General features: G+C 64.6%; 15 protein-coding genes. 9 read left to right on the top strand and 6 right to left on the bottom strand.

Annotated features, from left to right (window positions below):
• The first annotated feature begins 213 nt into the window (after nt 1-213).
• From ACR64R_RS00380 to ACR64R_RS00350, 7 genes are all read left to right on the top strand, one after another.
• Nucleotides 214-1,053 carry a GNAT family N-acetyltransferase gene (locus ACR64R_RS00380; protein ID WP_487359727.1) on the top strand — a complete coding sequence of 280 codons (840 nt, stop codon included), beginning with the start codon at nt 214-216 and terminating at the stop codon, nt 1,051-1,053.
• Between the two features lie 14 nt (nt 1,054-1,067).
• Complete coding sequence (locus ACR64R_RS00375; protein ID WP_487359726.1) at nt 1,068-2,441, top strand: aminotransferase class III-fold pyridoxal phosphate-dependent enzyme; 1,374 nt, start codon at nt 1,068-1,070, stop codon at nt 2,439-2,441.
• A gap of 266 nt (nt 2,442-2,707) precedes the next feature.
• A complete protein-coding gene (locus ACR64R_RS00370) occupies nt 2,708-3,400 on the top strand; it encodes an HAD-IA family hydrolase (RefSeq protein ID WP_487362583.1) in 693 nt (230 codons plus the stop codon).
• 66 nt (nt 3,401-3,466) lie between these two features.
• The gene (locus ACR64R_RS00365; protein ID WP_487359725.1) at nt 3,467-5,077 is read left to right on the top strand and encodes an ABC transporter substrate-binding protein; all 1,611 of its coding nucleotides are present in this window, start codon (nt 3,467-3,469) and stop codon (nt 5,075-5,077) included.
• 84 nt (nt 5,078-5,161) lie between these two features.
• Entirely contained in the window at nt 5,162-6,112 is a 951-nt protein-coding gene (locus ACR64R_RS00360) for an ABC transporter permease (protein ID WP_487359724.1), read from the top strand.
• On the top strand, nt 6,109-6,960 hold the full coding sequence (locus tag ACR64R_RS00355; RefSeq protein ID WP_487359723.1) for an ABC transporter permease: 852 nt from the start codon (nt 6,109-6,111) through the stop codon (nt 6,958-6,960). Before ACR64R_RS00360 ends, ACR64R_RS00355 begins: the two co-directional genes overlap by 4 nt.
• The gene (locus ACR64R_RS00350) at nt 6,957-8,609 is read left to right on the top strand and encodes an ABC transporter ATP-binding protein (RefSeq protein ID WP_487359722.1); all 1,653 of its coding nucleotides are present in this window, start codon (nt 6,957-6,959) and stop codon (nt 8,607-8,609) included. The genes ACR64R_RS00355 and ACR64R_RS00350 overlap by 4 nt, the downstream gene beginning before the upstream one ends.
• A gap of 77 nt (nt 8,610-8,686) precedes the next feature.
• On the opposite strand, the gene ACR64R_RS00345 is transcribed toward ACR64R_RS00350, so the two are convergent.
• A complete protein-coding gene (locus tag ACR64R_RS00345) occupies nt 8,687-9,163 on the bottom strand; it encodes an Lrp/AsnC family transcriptional regulator (RefSeq protein ID WP_127283402.1) in 477 nt (158 codons plus the stop codon).
• A gap of 223 nt (nt 9,164-9,386) precedes the next feature.
• Here ACR64R_RS00345 and ACR64R_RS00340 point away from each other — a divergent pair, with 223 nt between their 5' ends.
• On the top strand, nt 9,387-10,712 hold the full coding sequence (locus tag ACR64R_RS00340) for an NAD(P)/FAD-dependent oxidoreductase (RefSeq protein WP_487359721.1): 1,326 nt from the start codon (nt 9,387-9,389) through the stop codon (nt 10,710-10,712).
• A 26-nt stretch (nt 10,713-10,738) separates the two neighbouring features.
• Here the strand turns inward: ACR64R_RS00340 and ACR64R_RS00335 are convergent, their stop codons facing one another.
• From ACR64R_RS00335 to ACR64R_RS00315, 5 genes are all read right to left on the bottom strand, one after another.
• On the bottom strand, nt 10,739-12,106 hold the full coding sequence (locus ACR64R_RS00335) for an FAD/NAD(P)-dependent oxidoreductase (protein WP_487359720.1): 1,368 nt from the start codon (nt 12,104-12,106) through the stop codon (nt 10,739-10,741).
• Nucleotides 12,103-12,402, bottom strand: coding sequence for a (2Fe-2S)-binding protein (locus ACR64R_RS00330; protein ID WP_487359719.1), 300 nt, complete (start codon nt 12,400-12,402; stop codon nt 12,103-12,105). Before ACR64R_RS00330 ends, ACR64R_RS00335 begins: the two co-directional genes overlap by 4 nt.
• Nucleotides 12,399-14,384, bottom strand: coding sequence for a hydantoinase B/oxoprolinase family protein (locus tag ACR64R_RS00325; protein ID WP_487359718.1), 1,986 nt, complete (start codon nt 14,382-14,384; stop codon nt 12,399-12,401). The genes ACR64R_RS00330 and ACR64R_RS00325 overlap by 4 nt, the downstream gene beginning before the upstream one ends.
• 5 nt (nt 14,385-14,389) lie before the next feature.
• Nucleotides 14,390-16,477, bottom strand: a complete 2,088-nt coding sequence (locus ACR64R_RS00320) for a hydantoinase/oxoprolinase family protein (protein ID WP_487359717.1) — start codon at nt 16,475-16,477, stop codon at nt 14,390-14,392.
• A 97-nt stretch (nt 16,478-16,574) separates the two neighbouring features.
• Entirely contained in the window at nt 16,575-17,471 is an 897-nt protein-coding gene (locus ACR64R_RS00315; RefSeq protein ID WP_487359716.1) for a LysR family transcriptional regulator, read from the bottom strand.
• A 112-nt stretch (nt 17,472-17,583) separates the two neighbouring features.
• Between ACR64R_RS00315 and ACR64R_RS00310 the strand changes: the two genes are divergently transcribed.
• On the top strand, nt 17,584-18,693 hold the full coding sequence (locus tag ACR64R_RS00310; RefSeq protein ID WP_487359715.1) for an NAD(P)/FAD-dependent oxidoreductase: 1,110 nt from the start codon (nt 17,584-17,586) through the stop codon (nt 18,691-18,693).
• Nucleotides 18,694-18,753: the final 60 nt, after the last annotated feature.

The following is an 18,753-nucleotide window of genomic DNA, read 5'->3' as shown; positions in this document are numbered from 1 at the left end:
TCCGTATCCGCCGTCCGGTTTGGCACGCTGTAGCAATCTTGGCTGACGACGATCGTGCCGTCGCGGCGCAGTAACTGCCACCGAGCATGCTGCCAGCAGAAGATGCGGTGCGCGCCCCGCGCAAAGGCAAAAGATATCGCGGAGACCGAGACCTTCAGACGATCTGCGGCGCCACTATCACTGAGACTTGCCCAGCAGACGGAAGGATGCCTTATGCAGCAGGGCGAGATCGAACTCCGGGACTTTGGGCCCGACCATATCGAGGGCGCGGTGGCGCTTTCTCGTCAGGAGAACTGGCCGCATCGCCCGCAGGACTGGCAGATGGCGCTGCAGCTTTCGAGGGGCGCGGTCGCGCTCGACGACCAGGGCCGGGTCGCTGGAACTATCCTGGTGACGCCCTATGGTGCGGATTGCGCCATGATCAACATGGTGCTCGTAGACCGCAACTTGCGTGGCAAAGGACTCGGGCGCCGGCTGATGGAACAGGCCTTCGCCCTTGCGAAGGATCGTCCGCTGCGGCTTGTCGCGACGGCGGACGGCATGCCGCTTTACCAGAAACTGGGCTTTGCGCCCTCCGGCACCATCCTGCAGCATCAGGGCAGCGTCGCTCAGCTTGACGCGACCGGGGGCGTGGAACCAGCCAGCATCGATGACTTGCCAGAGATCAAGGGGCTGGACCGCGACGCCTATGGCGCTGACCGCGAAGCCTTGATCGACGCGCTGGCCGCACGCGGTGAATTTGCCGTCATCCGCCGCAACGGCGCCATCGAGGCCTATGCCGCCATTCGCCCGTTCGGGCGCGGCGAAGTGATCGGTCCGGTCGTCGCGGGCAGCGAGGAGGAAGCCAGAGCCCTGATCGGCTTCTTCGCCGCATCGCGCCCCGGCGCCTTCCTGCGCGTCGATACGGACAGCAGGACAGGCATCGCCGGCTGGCTCACGGAAATCGGACTCGCTCATGTCGGCGGCGGCGTTGCCATGGATCGCCCGCCCATGACGGACGCGTCGCAGGCCAGGCCAAAAGTTTACGCCCTCGCCAACCAGGCGCTCGGCTAGTCACGAGGACAGAAATGCTCGCCAATTCCCTGATCGAACTCGACCGCGCCCATCTCATCCATCCGGTCTCCTCCTATCGCGGCCACGAAGCGCTCGGCGTGCGCGTGCTGAAATCGGCGAAGGGGGCGACCGTGACCGATGCGTCCGGCCGCCAGCTTGTCGACGGTTTCGCCGGGCTGTGGTGCGTCAACGCCGGCTACGGCCATGACAGCATCGTCGAGGCTGCTGCCCGGCAGATGCGCGAGCTTCCCTACGCCACCGCCTATTTCGATCTCGGCTCGGAGCCTGCCATCCGGCTAGCCTCGGAACTGGCCGAGCGTGCGCCGGGGGATCTCAATCACGTCTACTTCACGCTGGGCGGATCGGACGCGGTCGATAGCACCGTCCGTTTCGTCCGCTACTACTGGAATGCCAGGTGCGAGCCGCAGCGCGACCAGTTCATTTCGATCGAGCAGGGCTATCACGGGTCCTCGGTGGTCGGCGCGGGCCTGACCGCCCTACCGGCCTTTCACGCCGGTTTCGGCATTCCCTTCGAGTGGCAGCACAAGATCCCGTCGCCCTATCCTTACCGCAACCCGGTCGGCGAAGATGGCGACACGATCATCGCCGCATCGCTTGCCGCGCTGAAGGCCAAGATCGAGGCGATCGGGCCCGAACGGGTCGCAGCCTTCTACGCCGAGCCCATCCAGGGCTCTGGCGGCGTCATCGTGCCGCCGAAGGGCTGGATCAAGGCGATGCGCGATCTCTGCCGGGAATACGGCATCCTGTTCATTGCCGACGAGGTCATCACCGGCTTCGGCCGCACGGGGCCCCTGTTCGCCTGCACGGACGAGGACATCGTTCCCGATTTCATGACGACCGCGAAAGGCCTGACCTCGGGCTATGTGCCGATGGGCGCGGTGTTCATGGCCGACCATGTCTACCAGGTCATCGCCGATGGCGCAGGCGCTTCGGCGGTCGGCCACGGCTACACCTATTCCGCCCATCCCGTCAGCGCCGCCGTCGCGCTCGAAGTGTTGAAGCTCTACGAAGACGGCCTGCTGGAGAACGGCATCAAGGCCGGCGCGCGCCTGATGGCTGGACTGGCCAAGCTGAGCGACCATCCGTTGGTCGGCGACGTGCGCGGGCGCGGCATGCTTGCCGCGCTCGAGTTGGTGACCGACAAGCAGAAGAAGACCCCGCTTCCCGCATCGGCCATGCCGGCGCGGCGGGTATTCGATAGGGCGTGGGATAACGGCCTCATCATCCGAGCCTTCGCGCACGGCGTTCTCGGCTATGCGCCCCCGCTATGCTGTACCGACGGCGACATCGATGCGATCATCGAGCGCACGCGTCTGACGCTCGATCAGACGCTGGACGATCCCGATGTCCGCAAGGCGCTGGCATGAACATTCGTGGATTTTCGCGTCTCGAAATATCGCCGGGGCGGACGATTTCGCAATTTTGTGCCGCTGCCCCGTGCCTTTTCGGCGAATCCCGCGCGGGGGAAGTGCCAGACTGACCATAAGACAAGGCCAGAGGCCCGGATTTGCCGGGCTTTGAAACTGGCCGACGCCCCGGACAGCACGGAATTCTGTTCTGTTCAGCATGACGCAATCGAGCCGCGCGCAGAGGAGAGCCATACTTGGCCAGGGGCTTCAGCGAATTCAAATACATGACTTTCGACGTGGTCGGCACGCTGATCGACTTCGAGGGCGGCATCACAGGTTCTCTGGCCGGAATTGGCGACGAGACAGGCGTTTCTATCGACCGTGAGGAAGCGCTGGCCCTGTACCGGCAGGCTCGCTACATGCCCGACGCAGGCCTGTTTCCCGACGATCTCGCACGTGTGTATATGGTTATCGCGCCGCAACTTGGCCTGCCGGCGGAGGAGAAATATGGCGTGCTGCTGCGGGACTCGGCCAGCGGCTGGCAGAGCTTCCCCGACAGCGCGGCGGCCTTGGCCGACCTGGCCAAGTCGCACAAGCTGATCGCAATGACCAACGCGCGGCGCTGGGCGCTCGACCATTTCGAGAAGCAGCTTGGATCACCCTTCTTCGCCACCTTTACCGCCGATGACACCGGCACGGAAAAGCCAGACCCGGCCTTCTTTCAGAAAGTCTTCGATTTCGCGGCATCGCACGGCGGCAGCAAGGGCGACATCCTGCATGTCGCGCAAAGCCAATACCACGACATAGGCATCTCCAGGGCGCTTGGAATGACCAATTGCTGGATCGAGCGCCGGCATGCCCAGAATGGCTATGGCGGCACGATCGAGCCCGAGCGCTTCACCGTGCCGGACTACCACTTCACGTCAATGGCCGCATTAGCGGCGGCCGTGCGCGAAAGCCTGAACGAGCGAACCTGAACCGAAGCCCGGAAAAGCCGCAGCAAGACGAGCATGCCGATCATACCAACAGAAAGGGGAATGAACATGACCGACAAAATCACCAACTGGACCAGCGCAGACGATGCCATGGTCGAAAACGCCATCCGGCGGGGCGCGAGCCGCCGCGAACTGCTCAAGATACTGTTAGCCGGCGGCGCCGCGTTGGCCGCGGGCAGCGTGGTACTCGGCCGCGCCACCAATGCTGTCGCCGCCACGCCTGTGTCAGGCGGAAACCTCAAGGCCGCCGGGTGGTCGTCCTCGACCGCCGACACGCTCGATCCGGCGAAGGCTTCGCTCTCAACCGACTATGTCCGCTGCTGCTCGCTCTACAACCGCCTGACCTTCCTCGACAAGGATGGCGTCACGCAGATGGAGCTGGCCGAGAGCATCGACAGCAAGGACGCCAAGACCTGGACGGTGAAGCTGCGTAAGGGAGTCACCTTCCATGACGGCAAAGACCTCACCGCCGACGACGTCGTCTTCTCGCTGAAGCGCCACCTCGACAAGTCGGTCGGCTCAAAGGTCGCCAAAATCGCCGCGCAGATGACGGGCTTCAAGTCGGTCGACAAGTCGACCGTGGAAATCACGCTGGCCGATCCGAATGCCGACCTGCCGACCATCCTGGCGCTGCACCACTTCATGATCGTCCAGGACGGCACGACTGATTTCTCAAAGGGCAACGGCACCGGCGCCTTCGTGCTGCAGACGTTCGAACCGGGCGTGCGTTCGGTGGTCACCAAGAACAAGAACTACTGGAAGTCGGGCAAGCCTTATCTCGACTCCTTCGAGTTCATCGCCATCAGCGACGACAGCGCCCGCGTCAACGCGCTGATTTCGGGCGACATCGCCTTCGCCGCCTCGATCAATCCGCGCGCCATGAAGCTGCTGGAAAGCCAGCAGGGCTTCGAGCTGTCGAAGTCGACCTCGGGCAACTACACCGACCTCAACATCCGGCTCGACATGGACCCGGGCAACAAGGCCGATTTCGTCGCCGGCATGAAGTATCTCGTCAACCGCGAGCAGATCGTCAAATCGGCATTGCGCGGCCTGGGCGAAATCGGCAACGACCAGCCCGTCTCGCCAGCCAACATCTTCCACAATGCCGACCTCAAGCCGAAGGCGTTCGATCCCGACAAGGCGAAATTCCATTTCCAGAAGGCGGGCCTGGTCGGCCAGTCCATCCCGGTGATAGCTTCCGACGCCGCGACCTCGTCGATCGACATGGCGGTGATCATCCAGGCCGCCGGCGCCGACATCGGCATGAAGCTCGACGTGCAACGCGTTCCGTCCGACGGCTATTGGGACAATTACTGGCTGAAGGCACCAATCCATTTCGGCAACATCAATCCGCGCCCGACGCCGGACATCCTCTTCTCCCTCCTCTACGCGTCCAACGCGCCGTGGAACGAAAGCCAGTATAAGTCCGAGAAGTTCGACAAGATGCTCATCGAGGCGCGCGGCTCGCTCGACCAGGCCAAGCGCAAGGAGATTTACGGCCAGATGCAGGCTATGGTCGCCGAGGAGGCCGGCACGATCATTCCGGCCTACATTTCCAACGTGGATGCCCTCTCCAGCAAGGTGAAGGGTTTGGAGGCGAACCCGCTCGGTGGCATGATGGGCTACGCAATGGCGGAATATCTCTGGCTCGAAGCCTAAGGGAAGCCAGCCGGGGGCCGGTCAGCCGGCCTCCGGCACTATTGCGCAAGATCGCGTGACCGAACAACCGCAGGGAGCGCTTCCATGAAGTCTGGGGTTCTCAACCTCGTGCTGAAGCGGCTGGGAATCGCGGCGGTCACGCTTTTGATCGTGCTGTTCGCCGTGTTTTTCGCCACCAGCATGCTGCCAGGCGACACCGCGTCGATCCTGCTCGGCCAGGCGGCAACTCCCGAAGCTGTCGCCGGCCTGCGCGAGGCCATGCATCTCAACGATCCGGCAATCCTGCGCTTCCTGCGCTGGCTTTTCGGGCTGCTACACGGCGACCTCGGCACCTCCTATGCCAATCAAATGCCGGTCGCAGCGTTGATTGGCGGCCGTCTGGCCAACACCATGAAGCTCGCTGCCATCACCACGCTCATCTCGGTGCCGCTGGCGCTGACGCTCGGCATCACCGCCGCGATGCTGCGCGGCTCGCTCTATGACCGCGCCGTCACTGTGCTTTCGATCGGCGTCATTTCCGTGCCTGAATTCATGGTCGCGACGCTGGCGGTCCTGCTCTTCGCCGTCTATCTCAAATGGCTGCCGGCGCTGTCCTCGGTCAACGAGGCGCATTCGCTGACCGATCTCGTGCGCATCTACGCGATGCCGGTCATCACGCTAACCTTCGTCATATCCGCTCAGATGATCCGCATGACCCGCGCCGCGGTGATCGAGACGCTTTCCACGCCTTATGTCGAGATGGCACTTTTGAAAGGCGCTTCGCGCGGCCGGATGGTCTTGCGGCACGCGCTCCCCAATGCACTCGGGCCGATCGTCAACGCGGTCGCGCTCTCGCTGTCCTATCTGGTGGGTGGCGTCATCATCGTCGAGACCATCTTCAATTATCCCGGCATCGCCAAACTGATGGTCGATGCGGTCGCGACCCGCGACCTGCCGCTGATCCAGAGCTGCGCGATGATCTTCTGCCTGGGCTATCTCTTCCTCATCACGGCCGCTGACGTCGTCGCCATCATGTCCAATCCGAGGCTAAGATGAGTGTAGCGCGCGCGACACCCCCCCGACGATACTTCCTGGGCCACAGTTACAGCCTCGTGGGCGTCGTGGCCGCGCTGGTGATCCTGGCGTGGACGCTCGTCGCGATCCTCGCGCCCTACCTCATTCCTCATTCGATCGGCGACATTGTCGACGACGACTATTTCGGCCCGATGCGCCAGGGGCTGTGGCTCGGCTCGGATTATCTGGGGCGCGATATGCTCTCGCGGGTACTGATGGGCGCACGCTACACTGTCGGCATATCGCTCGCCGCCGTCTCTATCGCCTGCTTTTCAGGTGTCGTCCTGGGTATGATCGCGGCAGTCACCGGCGGCTGGCTCGACACCTGCCTCAGCCGTTTCCTGGACGCCATGAACTCCATCCCTAGCAAGTTGTTCGGCCTTGTAGTCGTTGCCGCTGTCGGCTCGTCGATCCCGGTGCTGATCCTGACGCTGGCCGTCATCTATATTCCCGGCGCCTACCGTTTCGCGCGCGCGCTCGCCGTCAACGTCAACACCATGGACTTCATCACCGTCGCGCGTGTCCGTGGAGAGAGCACCGCCTATCTCATCGGGTCCGAGATCCTGCCCAACATCATCCGCCCGGTGCTGGCAGACTTCGGCTTGCGCTTCGTCTTCATCGTGCTCCTGCTCTCGGGCCTCTCTTTCCTCGGGCTCGGCCTGCAGCCGCCCCTCGCCGACTGGGGAGCACTTGTGCGCGAGAACATCGGCGGGCTGCCCTTCGCGGCCCCTGCCGTCATCGTGCCGTCGCTGGCGATCGCCAGCCTTACAATCAGCGTCAACTTGCTGATCGACAACCTTCCACAGAAGATCAGGGATCGCGACGCATGAGCAATCTCGTCGAGGTCACAAACCTGCGGATCGAGGCCAAGACCGACGCCGGGCGGCTTGTCGAAATCATCAAGGGCGTCAGCTTCGACATCGCCGACGGCGAGATCGTCGCGCTGATCGGCGAAAGCGGCTCCGGCAAGACTACGGTGGCGCTGTCGCTGATGGGCTATGCGCGGCCCGGCTGCCGGATTACCGGCGGCGAGATCAACGTCAACGGGAAGAACATGGCCGTCCTTTCCGAAAGGGAACGCGCTAGGCTGCGCGGCACTGACATTGCCTACGTTCCGCAAAGTGCCGCCGCCTCGTTCAACCCCTCGTCCACCATCATGGAGCAGGTCATCGAGGTCACGCGCATCCACAAGCTGATGCCACCCGAACAAGCGCGCCGGCGCGCCGTCGAGCTGTTCAGGGCCTTATCGCTGCCGGATCCAGAAGGGATCGGCGCGCGCTATCCGCATCAGGTTTCGGGCGGGCAATTGCAGCGTCTGTCAGCTGCCATGGCGCTCATCGGCGATCCCAAGCTGGTGATCTTCGACGAGCCGACTACGGCTCTCGACGTGACGACGCAGATCGACGTGCTGAAAGCCTTCAAATCGGCCATGCGAGCCGGCCGGATAGCGGGTGTCTATGTTTCCCACGACCTCGCGGTCGTTGCGCAGATCGCAGACCGCATCGTGGTGCTCAAGGGCGGTGAGGTGCAGGAGGCCGGCACTACGACGGCAATCCTTTCGGCTGCCCAACATCCCTACACGCGTGAACTGCTGGCCGCCTTCGAACCGAAGCCGCGGCAAGTGCATGCGGACGTCGGTGCTGGAACGAAGCAGTTGCTGCGCATCGACAATATAACGGCCGGCTATGGCGCGGTGCGGGATGGACTGCCGCTCATCCGCGCGGTCGACGCCGTTAGTCTGGTCGTGGAGAAAGGGCGCAATCTCGGCATCATCGGCGAATCCGGCTGCGGAAAATCGACGCTGGCGCGCGTCATCGCCGGCATCCATCCGGCGGCAGCCGGCGACATCGTCTTCGACGGCAAGGAACTACAGCGCTCCGCCGGTAAACGCAGCCAGGACCAGTTGCGCGAGATGCAGATCGTTTTCCAGTATGCCGATACCGCGCTCAATCCGGCCAAGCCGGTGGAGGACATCATCTCCCGCCCGCTGGCCTTCTATCACCGGCTCGACAGGCGAGCGCGATCGAAACGCGTCGACGAATTGCTCGATATGGTGCGCCTGCCGAGAGGCTTGCGCTATAGGCACCCGTCGGAACTCTCGGGCGGCCAGAAGCAGCGGGTGAACTTCGCACGGGCGCTGGCGGCCAATCCCAAGCTGATCATCTGCGACGAAATCACCTCGGCCCTCGACACGGTAGTGGCGGCGGCCGTGATCGAATTGCTCAAGGAACTACAGCGCGAGCTGGGACTCTCCTACATCTTCATCAGCCACGACCTCTCCGTCGTCGAGGCCATCTGCGACGAGATCATGGTCATGTACAACGGCAAGCGGGTGGAGCAGATCACGCCAGACAAGCTGACGGCGCCAACCCACCCCTATTCCCAGCTGCTGTTCTCATCGGTGCCGAAGCTCGATCCCACCTGGCTCGACGGCCTCGTGCGAGACCCCGAGCTCGTCAGCCGGTACGGCCACCGTTGAGAGCAGCTGCTGGAAGACCAGCGGCGCTTTTCGCTCAGGAATTGCCTGGCGGATCTGAAGCGCGATGAAGTGCGCTCCTACATCGGAAACAGGCTGGGCAGCGGCATGTGCGCCTTGACGATGGGAGACTTCAGCACGACGAACGAGAAATACTTGTCGATGCCGATGTCCATGTCGGTCAGCCGCTCCATGATCGTCTGGTATTCGCCGATGCCGGCGGTGACGAATTTCATCAAATAGTCATAGCCGCCCGAGACGAGGTGGCACTCGATGACCTGATCGATCTTTTCCACAACGGCGAGAAAGCGGGCGAAGTCGACTTGGCGATGGTTCTTCAGGGTGATCTCGGTGAACACTGTTAGGGTCTGACCCAACTTGCCGATATTGATCTGCGCGGAATAGCCCTCGATGTAGCCTTCCGACTGCAGCTTCTTGACCCGCATCAGGCATGGGCTCGGCGACAGATGCACCAGATCGGCCAGTTCGACATTGGTTATGCGGCCGTTCTTCTGCAATTCGTGAAGGATCTTGATGTCGATCCGATCCAGCTTCATGACCGCCTCCGAAGAAAACATGGCGCAGCACAAAATGCTGCAGTGACAACAACCATCGACACTACCACAGCCGGCTCGCCAGTCCATCCGAACGGGCACCGCCCGAAACGCAGGGGCTCTCGATTCCAGCGGCTGCGCCGGAATAAAATTCTGCCGTGGCCTCAACTGCAGCAGCGGCTGCCTGCCAAAGGCTGTAGATTGACGATCCAGGACACAGAGGCTTATGCGCGCACCGCTGCAGCAAATCGAGACATCCGACGGACTGCCGCAATCCACGGACGCTGTGGTGATCGGCGGCGGCATCGTTGGTGCCTTTGCGGCCTACTACCTGGCGCGGCGCGGCATGAAGGTGGCGCTTGTCGAAAAGGGGCGCATAGGCGCCGAGCAGTCGAGCCGGAACTGGGGCTGGTGCCGCCAGCAGAACCGCGACGCCCGAGAGTTGCCGATGGCAACCCGCAGCCTCGATCTCCTGGATCGCTTTGCCGCGGAGTCCGGCGAGGACACCGGCTTTCGCCGCTGCGGCCTGCTTTATCTCAGCAATGACGACGCGGAACTGGATGCCTGGACGCGCTGGCGCGACTTCGCCCGGACTGCCGGCGTCACCACGCATATGCTCGACAGCAACGCGGCCACCGAACGGGGCCGCGCCACCGGCCGGAGTTGGAAGGGCGGTGTTTTCTCGCCGAGCGACGGCACAGCCGATCCATCGCGCGCAGCACCCGCGGTCGCCCGCGCCATTCTGAAGCTCGGCGGCAGCGTGCATCAAAATTGCGCCGCGCGCGGCATCGAGACCGAAGGCGGGCGCCTGAGCGGCGTGGTCACCGAAAGCGGAACGATCCGGACGAAACTGGCAGTGATGGCCGGCGGCGCCTGGGCGTCCTCCTTCTGCCGGCAGTTCGGCTTCCGCTTTCCGCAGGCGTCGATCCGCTCTTCGATCCTGTCGGTCTCGCCAGGGGCCGAGGGCTTGCCGGATGCGCTGCACACCGCACGGATCTCGGCCACGCGCCGCGGCGACGGCGGCTATACGCTCGCCATTAGTGGACGCGGCCGCGTCGACGTAACGCCCCAGCAACTGCGTTTCGCCTCTCAGTTCTTGCCCATGTTTCTCAAGCGGTGGCGCAGCCTCGCGCCCGGCGGTCTGCAGGGCGTGCGTTCGGGCCACGAAACGCTCAAGCACTGGCGGCTCGACCAGCCCACGCCAATGGAGCAGTTGCGCATCCTCGATCCGACTCCCGACCAGGCAACGATCCGCCTGACCCACGCCCGGGCGCTCGAACTGCTGCCCGACCTCAGAAAGACCAGGATAAGTGCCGCCTGGGCCGGCTATATCGACAGCACGCCCGACGGCGTGCCCGCCATCGGCGAGATTGACACCATTCCTGGTTTCTTTCTGGCCGCCGGATTTTCGGGACATGGCTTCGGCATCGGGTCCGGCGCCGGACATCTGGTGGCCGATCTGATGACGGGGGCCGAGCCAATCGTCGACCCGAAATCCTATGATCCACGGCGCTTCGACGCTTCGTCTTGGGGCAAGATCGCCGACTTCTAGGACTGTGCACTGGTTTCGCATTCGCTTCAGCCTTCCCGCAGAAACGCCCCGATAGGCGCTGGTCGGACAGGCGCCTGGCCACGGAACCGGCCGACGGCATCCGCGGTGCAACCGGCCTGTGCCACGACGAGTTCGACGGCGGCCAGTTGGCAATAGCGTCCCTGGCAGCGGCCCATGCCGGCGCGCGACAGTGATTTCATCCGATTGGCCTCGCCACCGCCATGTTCCACGGTCTGGCGTATGCTTCCTGCGGTCACGTTCTCGCAGCGGCACACGATCGTCTCGTCGGGGAGCGACCGGACCATCGCCTCCGGCCAGGGAAAGGCGGTGGCCAAGCCACGCGCGAACCGCTCAAGCCGCTTGAGCTTGCGCAGGTCGGCGCTGGTGGAGGGCGCCAGAATTCCGAGATCGGACAGGCACGCCGCCGCGGCGAGCCTGCCCGCGATCTCCGCGCCATCCGCACCAAGGAGACGACCCCCATCGCCGGCGAGGTAGATGCCGTTGCCGGCGCGCCCCGTCGCGTCGGTTTTCGGCAGCCATTGTCGCCACTGCCCGTCATAGGCGAAGGCGCATCCGGTCAGATCGGCCAGATGCGTCTCGGCGCGCAGATGCCAGCCCATGCCGATCATGTCGCACGCGGTGACGCGTTCGCGGCCTTCGGCATCGCGCCAGCGCATCGCCGTGACGCCGCCGCCGTCGGCCTCGATCCGCTCGAGCGTCACCCCCGCATGATAGCGGCTGCCAAGCCGCGCCCGCAGGATGAGACCGCGCAGCGCGACCAACGGCCGGGCTGCCAGACCTGAGAATCCCCGCATCTGCTGGCGCCAGGAGGATGTATCCAGTACCGTCGCCACATCCGCTCCGGCCTTGATGAGCTGTGCACCGACCAGCGTCAGCAGAGGCCCCGATCCGATGAGCACGATGCGCCGCCCAAGCGCCACTCCCTGCGCCTTGAGCGCGATCTGCGCAGCACCAAGGCTGTAGACACCGCCGCTCTGCCAGCCAGCAACCGGGGCGACGCGATCGGATGCGCCGGTGGCAAGGATCAGGCGGTCGTAGCCGATCACTTGCACGCCACCCTCCCCCAGCATGTGCAGCCGCCCCCCATGCACGGCGATGACGGAGCTGCGCGCGCAATGGGTAAGCCGCCCGTCTTCGGCCAGCTGGTCGAACAGCGCATGCAATGTGCGTGCCTTCGCTGCCTCCGATCCGTAGAGTTGCTCCGGCGTGCGGACGAATCCGTCCGGCGGGCGCCGATAGATCTGACCGCCGGCGCGATGGCTTTCGTCGATCACCACCGGATGGAGCCCGGCCTCCACCAGAGTCGCCGCGGCCCTGATGCCAGCGGGCCCGGCCCCGACGATTACGATCCGCGGCGATGAGGGCTCGCTCACGGCCAGTTCTCCGGCGGCGTCGTGCGCAACCGCATGTCTTCAGTGACAGGCGTCGAGCAGGCCCGAACACGCGGTCCCTCTTCCTGCCACACCCAGCAATCCTGGCAGGCGCCCATCAGGCAGAAGCCGGAGCGCGGCTCAGGTCCGAACTCGCAACTCCGCAATGCTTGTCCTGAAGCCAGCATGGCAGTCAGCACGGTATCGCCCGCAAGTGCGCTGCACATCTCACCATCAAGAAAGAACTGCACCTTTGCCCGGTCGCGCTCGGCCAGCCGGACGATGCGGCCGGTATTCATTCCGCTGCCTCTCGTGCCGGCCTCGGACGTGGCAATTCAGGGAAGCGTTCGCAGACCGCATCGAAAGCGGCCTGGACGCCATCCGCCCCGGAACGCCCTTTCATGCGCCGAAAAATCTCCGTCTTGGCGAAGAAGCGCCAATGGATCGGCAGGGCATCCAATAGGGCGTGGAGCCGGTCATAGGCCGCCGGTGTCCACTGCGCTTCGTAGCCCTCGCGTTCCGGGCCGAAATGGAAATGGCTGGCGGCCGGCTTGTGCCGCGCGCGCAATTGGCCCGTCGCCTGCTCGTCGACCGCGCCGCCGCGCAGCACGACGCCATAGTCGCTCTCGGCTGCGGCCGGCGAGAGATAGCCCCGTCGCACGTCGTCGGCAACCCGCCAGGGCTCGCGCTCAAACGGATCGCCGCGTCCGCCGCCGCCGGCGGAGCGGATCTCAAGCACATCGCCCGGCTGCAGGACCGCCGTGTCGATGTTGCCTAGCCGCCGCTCGTGCTTGGTTCCCGGATTGACGACCATGTCCGACAGGCCGGCAGCCTTGCCGCCCAGCACGCCCCAGGGGCGGAAGAAGCTGCGGTCGCGATTGCGCGCCGTGATCCGGGAGTCCGGGGCAAAGACACGAAAGGCCATCTCGGTCGCCAGCCCGCCCCGCCAACGGCCTGCGCCTCCGCTGTCCCTGGCGAGTCCGTATTTCACGAACTCGACCGGCGTCTCGGCCTCGGTGATCTCGATCGGCGTGTTCTTCAGATAAGCGGCATCCGCGCCCGATCCGTTGGTGCCGTCGCGATGCGGCATCGCGCCGCCACCGCCCACAACGGGGTTCACCGCCGCGATGACGCTGCGGCTGGTGCGCTCATCGGTGGTCATGACGTTGAGGATGCAGTTGTTGCCGGCCGGAGCCGCAGGCAGCCGCTCAGGCAGCGCTTGCGAGAAGGCCCCGAAGATGACCGAGCGCAGCCGGGCGCAGGTGAGCGAGCGCATGCCTACTGCGGCCGGATGGACAGGGTTCAGCACCGAGCCTTGCGGCGTGATGCAGGTGAACGGCCGGGTAAGCCCGCTGTTGAGCAGGATCTTCGGATTGAGCGTGTAAAGCACATAATAGACGCCGACGAGCAGCACGGTATGTCGCGGATCGCCGCCTGAAGGCACGTTGAGCGAGGAGCCTAGCTGCGGATCGGAGCCAGTGAAGTCGAGCACCGCCTCATCACCCTTGATCGTCAGTCTCAGTTTGAGCCGGCAGGGATTGGCCTCGACCGAATCCTCGTCGGCATAGTCGGCGAACTCCCATGTTCCGTCGGGCATGGAGCGCAGTACGTCGCGCGCCTGCGCCTCCGCATGGTCGAGAAGTGCGGCAACGCCTTCAATGAAGCCGGCCTTGCCGAACTTCTTCACCATCGCCTTGATCTTGCGCTCACCGGTGTTGAGCGCGCCGACCAGCGCCTTGATGTCCCCTATGTTGAGGTCGGGCTTGCGCACATTGGTGCTCATGATGCGCAGGATCATCTCGTCGAAGACGCCCTCATTGACCAGCTTCATCGGAGGAAAGCGAATGCCTTCCTGATGGATTTCGGTCAGCGCCCGGCTGATCGAAGCCGGCACTGCGCCGCCCATATCGGTGTTGTGGATGTGGCCGCCGGTCCAGGCAACGATCTCGCCTTCGACGAAGACCGGCTTCCAGAGATGCGTGTCGGGAGCATGCGTGGCGACATAGCCGGAATAAGGATCGTTGGTGAAGGCGATGTCGCCGGGCCGGTAGTCGTCGACCATCGCGATCGCGCGGTGATAGGAAAGCCCCGGGAACCAGGTCGCACCGAGTTCCAGCGGTACCGCGAAGGTGGCGCCAGAACGGTCCATCAGCATTACGGTGAAATCCTGCGTCTCCTTGACGAAGGCGGAATGCGCCGTGCGATGCAGCGTGTGGGCCATGTTCTCGGCCGCCGCGCGGGCATGGTTTGCCAGAACCTGAAGGTTTGTGCGGTCGAACAAAGACATCACTCCGCGAAGGTCAGAAGGAGATTGAGGTGGCGGTCGACGCGTGCCCACGTGTCGGCGGGGATGGCGAAGGTGGTGTCTTCCTGCACCACCACGGCGGGTCCCTCGAAAGTGCTGCCAGGGACCAGCGCCTGGCGGTCGTGGAGATCGATGGTCTCGAAACCCAGGCCAGTATAGACTGAAAGCTGACGCGCCGGACTGGCCTCAGCGTCGATCTCATCGCTCTCCGGCAAGGAAAGCGCCGGCCCCGCCCCTATCGCCGACAGCCGGACATTCACAAGTTCGATCGCTCCTTCCGGATCATGGAAATCATAGAGCTGCTCATGGGTCCGGTGGAAGGCCTGCCTAATGGCCTCTGCATCGCCGGTCTCCAGCCATTGCGGCGAGAGCGCGACCTCGATCTCATAGCTCTGCCCGAGATAGCGCATGTCGCAGGAAAGATTGAGTTCGGCTGCCGCCTGATGCCCCTGCGTCGCCAACCAGTCACGGCCCTCGTACGCAAGCGCCTCGAATACCTCGCGGATCGCGGGGAGCGAGGCAGCTGATAAAGGACTGAAGATGGTGCGGATGAAATCGCCGCGCAGATCCGCCACCAGCCCGCCGAGCGCCGACACAACGCCAGGGCGGCGCGGTGCCAGGACGCGCTTCATGCCGAGTTCGCGAGCAAGGAAGGCGCCAAGCATCGGGCCGCCGCCGCCAAAGGGCATCAGGGTGAATTCACGCAGGTCGACGCCGGCGCGCGAGGCGAGCTTCTCGACCTCGACGAACATTTCCGACACCGCGATGTCGAGGATCGCTTGCCCGGTCTGCTCGACTGTGCGTCCGAGCCGCGTGGCAAGCTCGCCGACTGCGCGGTGCGCAAGGGCGGCATCAATCCTGAGCTGGCCATAAGCCATCTCGCTGTGGCCGAGCCATCCGCAAACCACCATGGCGTCCGTCACCGTTGCCCGCTCACCGCCACGGCCGTAGCAGGACGGTCCTGGCGTCGAGCCGGCCGATTCCGGTCCGACCCGCAGCACCCCTTGCGCATCGACGCTGGCGATCGAGCCGCCGCCGACGCCGATCGAGCTGACCGACACGGACGGGATATGCAGCGGAAACTCGCCGATCAGCTCACCGGTGCCGAACTGCGCCTCGCCGCCGATGATGAGCGCGAAATCGGCCGAGGTGCCGCCAATGTCGAGGGTGAGGATCTTGTTCTCGCCCGCCTGACGCGCCAGCCACGAGGCCCCGATGACGCCGGAGGCCGTTCCCGACAAAAGCATGTTCACGCAGGCACGTTTGCCTTCAGCGGCGTTCATCAGCCCGCCGTTCGATTTCGTCAGCATCGGGCGGGCCGGCACTCGGCGGTCCTTCAGCCGCTCTTCCAGAGCCGTCAGATAGGACGAGACGCGCGGATGCACATAGCCATTGAGGATCGCGGTCGAACTGCGCTCGTATTCACGGATGACCGGCCACACCTCGGCCGAAGTGAAGACGAAGAGCTCGGGCGCCAGACGCGTGACCGCCGCCTTCACCGCAGCTTCCTGCGCACCGTTGCGCCAGGCATGCAGGAAGGAGACGACGATCCCTTGCGCCCCGCTGGCCTTCGCAGCTGCCACAGCGCTGGCCACCGCCGCCATGTTCGGAGCCTGGGATTCACTTCCATCGGCACGCATGCGGACCGGGATGCCGAACACCATGTCGCGCGAGATCAGCGGGTCCGGGCGCGAGCAGAACAGCGAATACATGTCAGGCATCCGCAGTCGCGCGAGCTCGATCACGTCCTCGAAGCCGGCATTCGTGAACAGCGCCAGCGGCGCGCCCTTGCGCTGGATGATGGTGTTGATGCCGATGGTCGTACCATGCACGAAGCGTGTCATGCGGGCAGGATCGAACCCTTCGCGTTCTGCCAGGAGGGCAAGGCCGGTCATAAGCTCGGCGCCCGGATCTTCGGGCGTCGTCAGCACCTTGAGCGAGGCGACGCGGCCGGAGCGGGCTTCGAGCGCGCAGAAATCGATGAATGTCCCGCCGATGTCGACGCCGACCTTCCAGTCGTCGGCCCCATTTCGCGTCTCATCCGCCGCGCTTGCGATGGCACCGTCCATGAACCGTTCTCCTGTCTGGCCGACCAAAAGCTGGCACGGCAGGACGGTGAAGGTCCAAGACGGATGATGAGCAAGGATATAAGCCTTGCTTATGCCTTTACCTCCGATCGCTGAGGACGGCGGAACAGGCCGCGCGGATTTCATCGCGCATCATCTCGTCCGCACGCGAAAGGGCTCTGGCGCGCGAAGTGATGAGTGCTATCGGAAATTCCGGCCCTGCCGCGAGAGGCCTGACGGCAAGCCTCGCGAACTGATGCCAAGGCAGCAGCGCATCGACGAGGCCTATACCCAGACCCGCCTGGACGAAGCCGACGGCGGAAATGGATGCATCGATCTCGAGCGACAGCGACAGCGCTACCCCTTGGGCGCGGGCTGCGTGGGCCAGCACGTCGCCAGGGCGGGTGTTCCCACGATAGGAGATCAACTCTTCCCCGGCGAGGTCGGCAAGCATCAGCTCGGTCTTCCGCTGCAGTGCGTGCCCCGCGGGCAACAGGCAGGCGAAGCCGATGCTGCCGATCACCTCGGCTTCGATGTCGGGAGGTAGGCGGTCGTCCATTGCGACGCCAAGGCTGACATCGCCGGCGCGCAGCATGTCCACGATCGCGGCGATCGGGGCGCTATGGGAACGCAGCAATATGTCGGGATGCTGTGCCCGGAACATGGTGAACGCGCGCGGCAGTATCGCCATAGCCGGCGGCGGGGACGCCGCGACCCGCACCAGCCCGGCGCGCCCCAGCCGCAAATCCGTTGTCTTGCGGCGCAGCCCGTCGAGCCCAGCCGACAGCCTCTCGGCATCGGGGAAAATCTCAAGCGCATCCGGGGTTGGCCGCAACCGGCCTTTCACCCGCTCGAACAGAGTGAAGCCGAGTTCGTCCTCGGTATGCAGGAGGATCTGGCTGAGCGCCGGCTGGGAGATGTTCAGCATCCGCGCCGCGGCGGTCACAGTGCCCGCGCGCATGATGGCGATGAACACTTCAAGCTGCCGCGCCCGCATCGCCACTCCATAGGTAAAGCTTATGGGTCTTGTCCAAACCCATCTTTGACGCAATGCCGGGGGGGCGACAAGATGGCACTGCAAGGATCAGCCTCAGCGCCAAGGAACGAGTATGGATGTGATTGTGCTGGGCGGCGGACTGATGGGGACCGCTTCAGCCTATTTCCTCGCCAGGCGCGGGGCCCGCGTGACGCTGATCGAGCGCAACCGAATCGGCACTGGGGCGACGGTCGCCTCGTTCGGCAACATCCGGCGCACCGGGCGCCATCTATCTCAGCTTCCGCTGGCCCATCGTTCGCTCAGGCTCTGGGGCGAGGCCGAAAAAATGCTCGGGCGCGATGTCGAATTCCGCGCCACCGGCCATGTTCGGCTTATCTTCGACGAGGGCGGTCTCGCCGACATGCGGACTTACGCTCAGGCCGCGCGGCCGTGGGGGCTCGAGCTGGAGGAACTCGAGCCGCGCGAGATCCGCGCGCGCTTTCCCGGCCTCGGCCCGGAGGCGATCGCGGCGTCGTTCTCGCCGCATGACGGCAGCGGCAATCCGCGGCTGATAGCGCCGGCATTTGTCGAAGCGGCCCGCAGGCTCGGCGCCGAAATCGTCGAGCAAGCTCGGGTCGAAAAGATCGAGCGGACGGGCTCCAGCTTCCGTGTCGCCACCTCAAAAGGGTCATTCGCCGCCGCATGTCTGCTCAATGCCGCCGGCGCTTGGGGCGCTCGCATCGCCGCGCTGTTCGGCGAACATGTCCCGCTCGACGCTCGCGGACCGCAAATGGGGGTGACCGAGCCGCTGCCGCACCGGGTTCTGCCTGTGGTCGGCATCTGGACCCGGGACAAGGACCATGGCGCCTACCTGCGACAGGTCGAGCGCGGCAACATCGTGTTCGGAGGCGCCGCTGAAAGAGTGACAGTGGACCTCGAGCCCGGCCACGCGTGTGCCGATCCGATGCGGCTGCCTGTGCAATTGCGCGCCGTGGTGCGACTCTTGCCGGCGATCGCAAACGTCGCGGTCATACGAACTTGGTCGGGTTGCGAAGGCTATGTCCGCGACATGCTGCCGGTTATCGGGCGCTCCGCGACGACGCCGGGCCTGTTCCACGCCTTCGGGTTCAGTGGACATGGTTTCCAACTTGGTCCGGGCGTGGGCGACGCGATTGCCGAACTCATTACGACCGGCCGTTCCGAAACGCCGCTGGACGATTTCACGATCGATCGCTTCAGCTGAGAAGCCTGACGGAGCAGATCAATCGCAGTATTTGCGGCCGACATCACAGTGGCAGCTTCG

Source organism: Mesorhizobium sp. MC2-1-1 (assembly GCF_057597255.1).
Note: the sequence above shows the minus strand (reverse complement) of the source record. Positions and strands in the feature narration are given on the sequence as shown.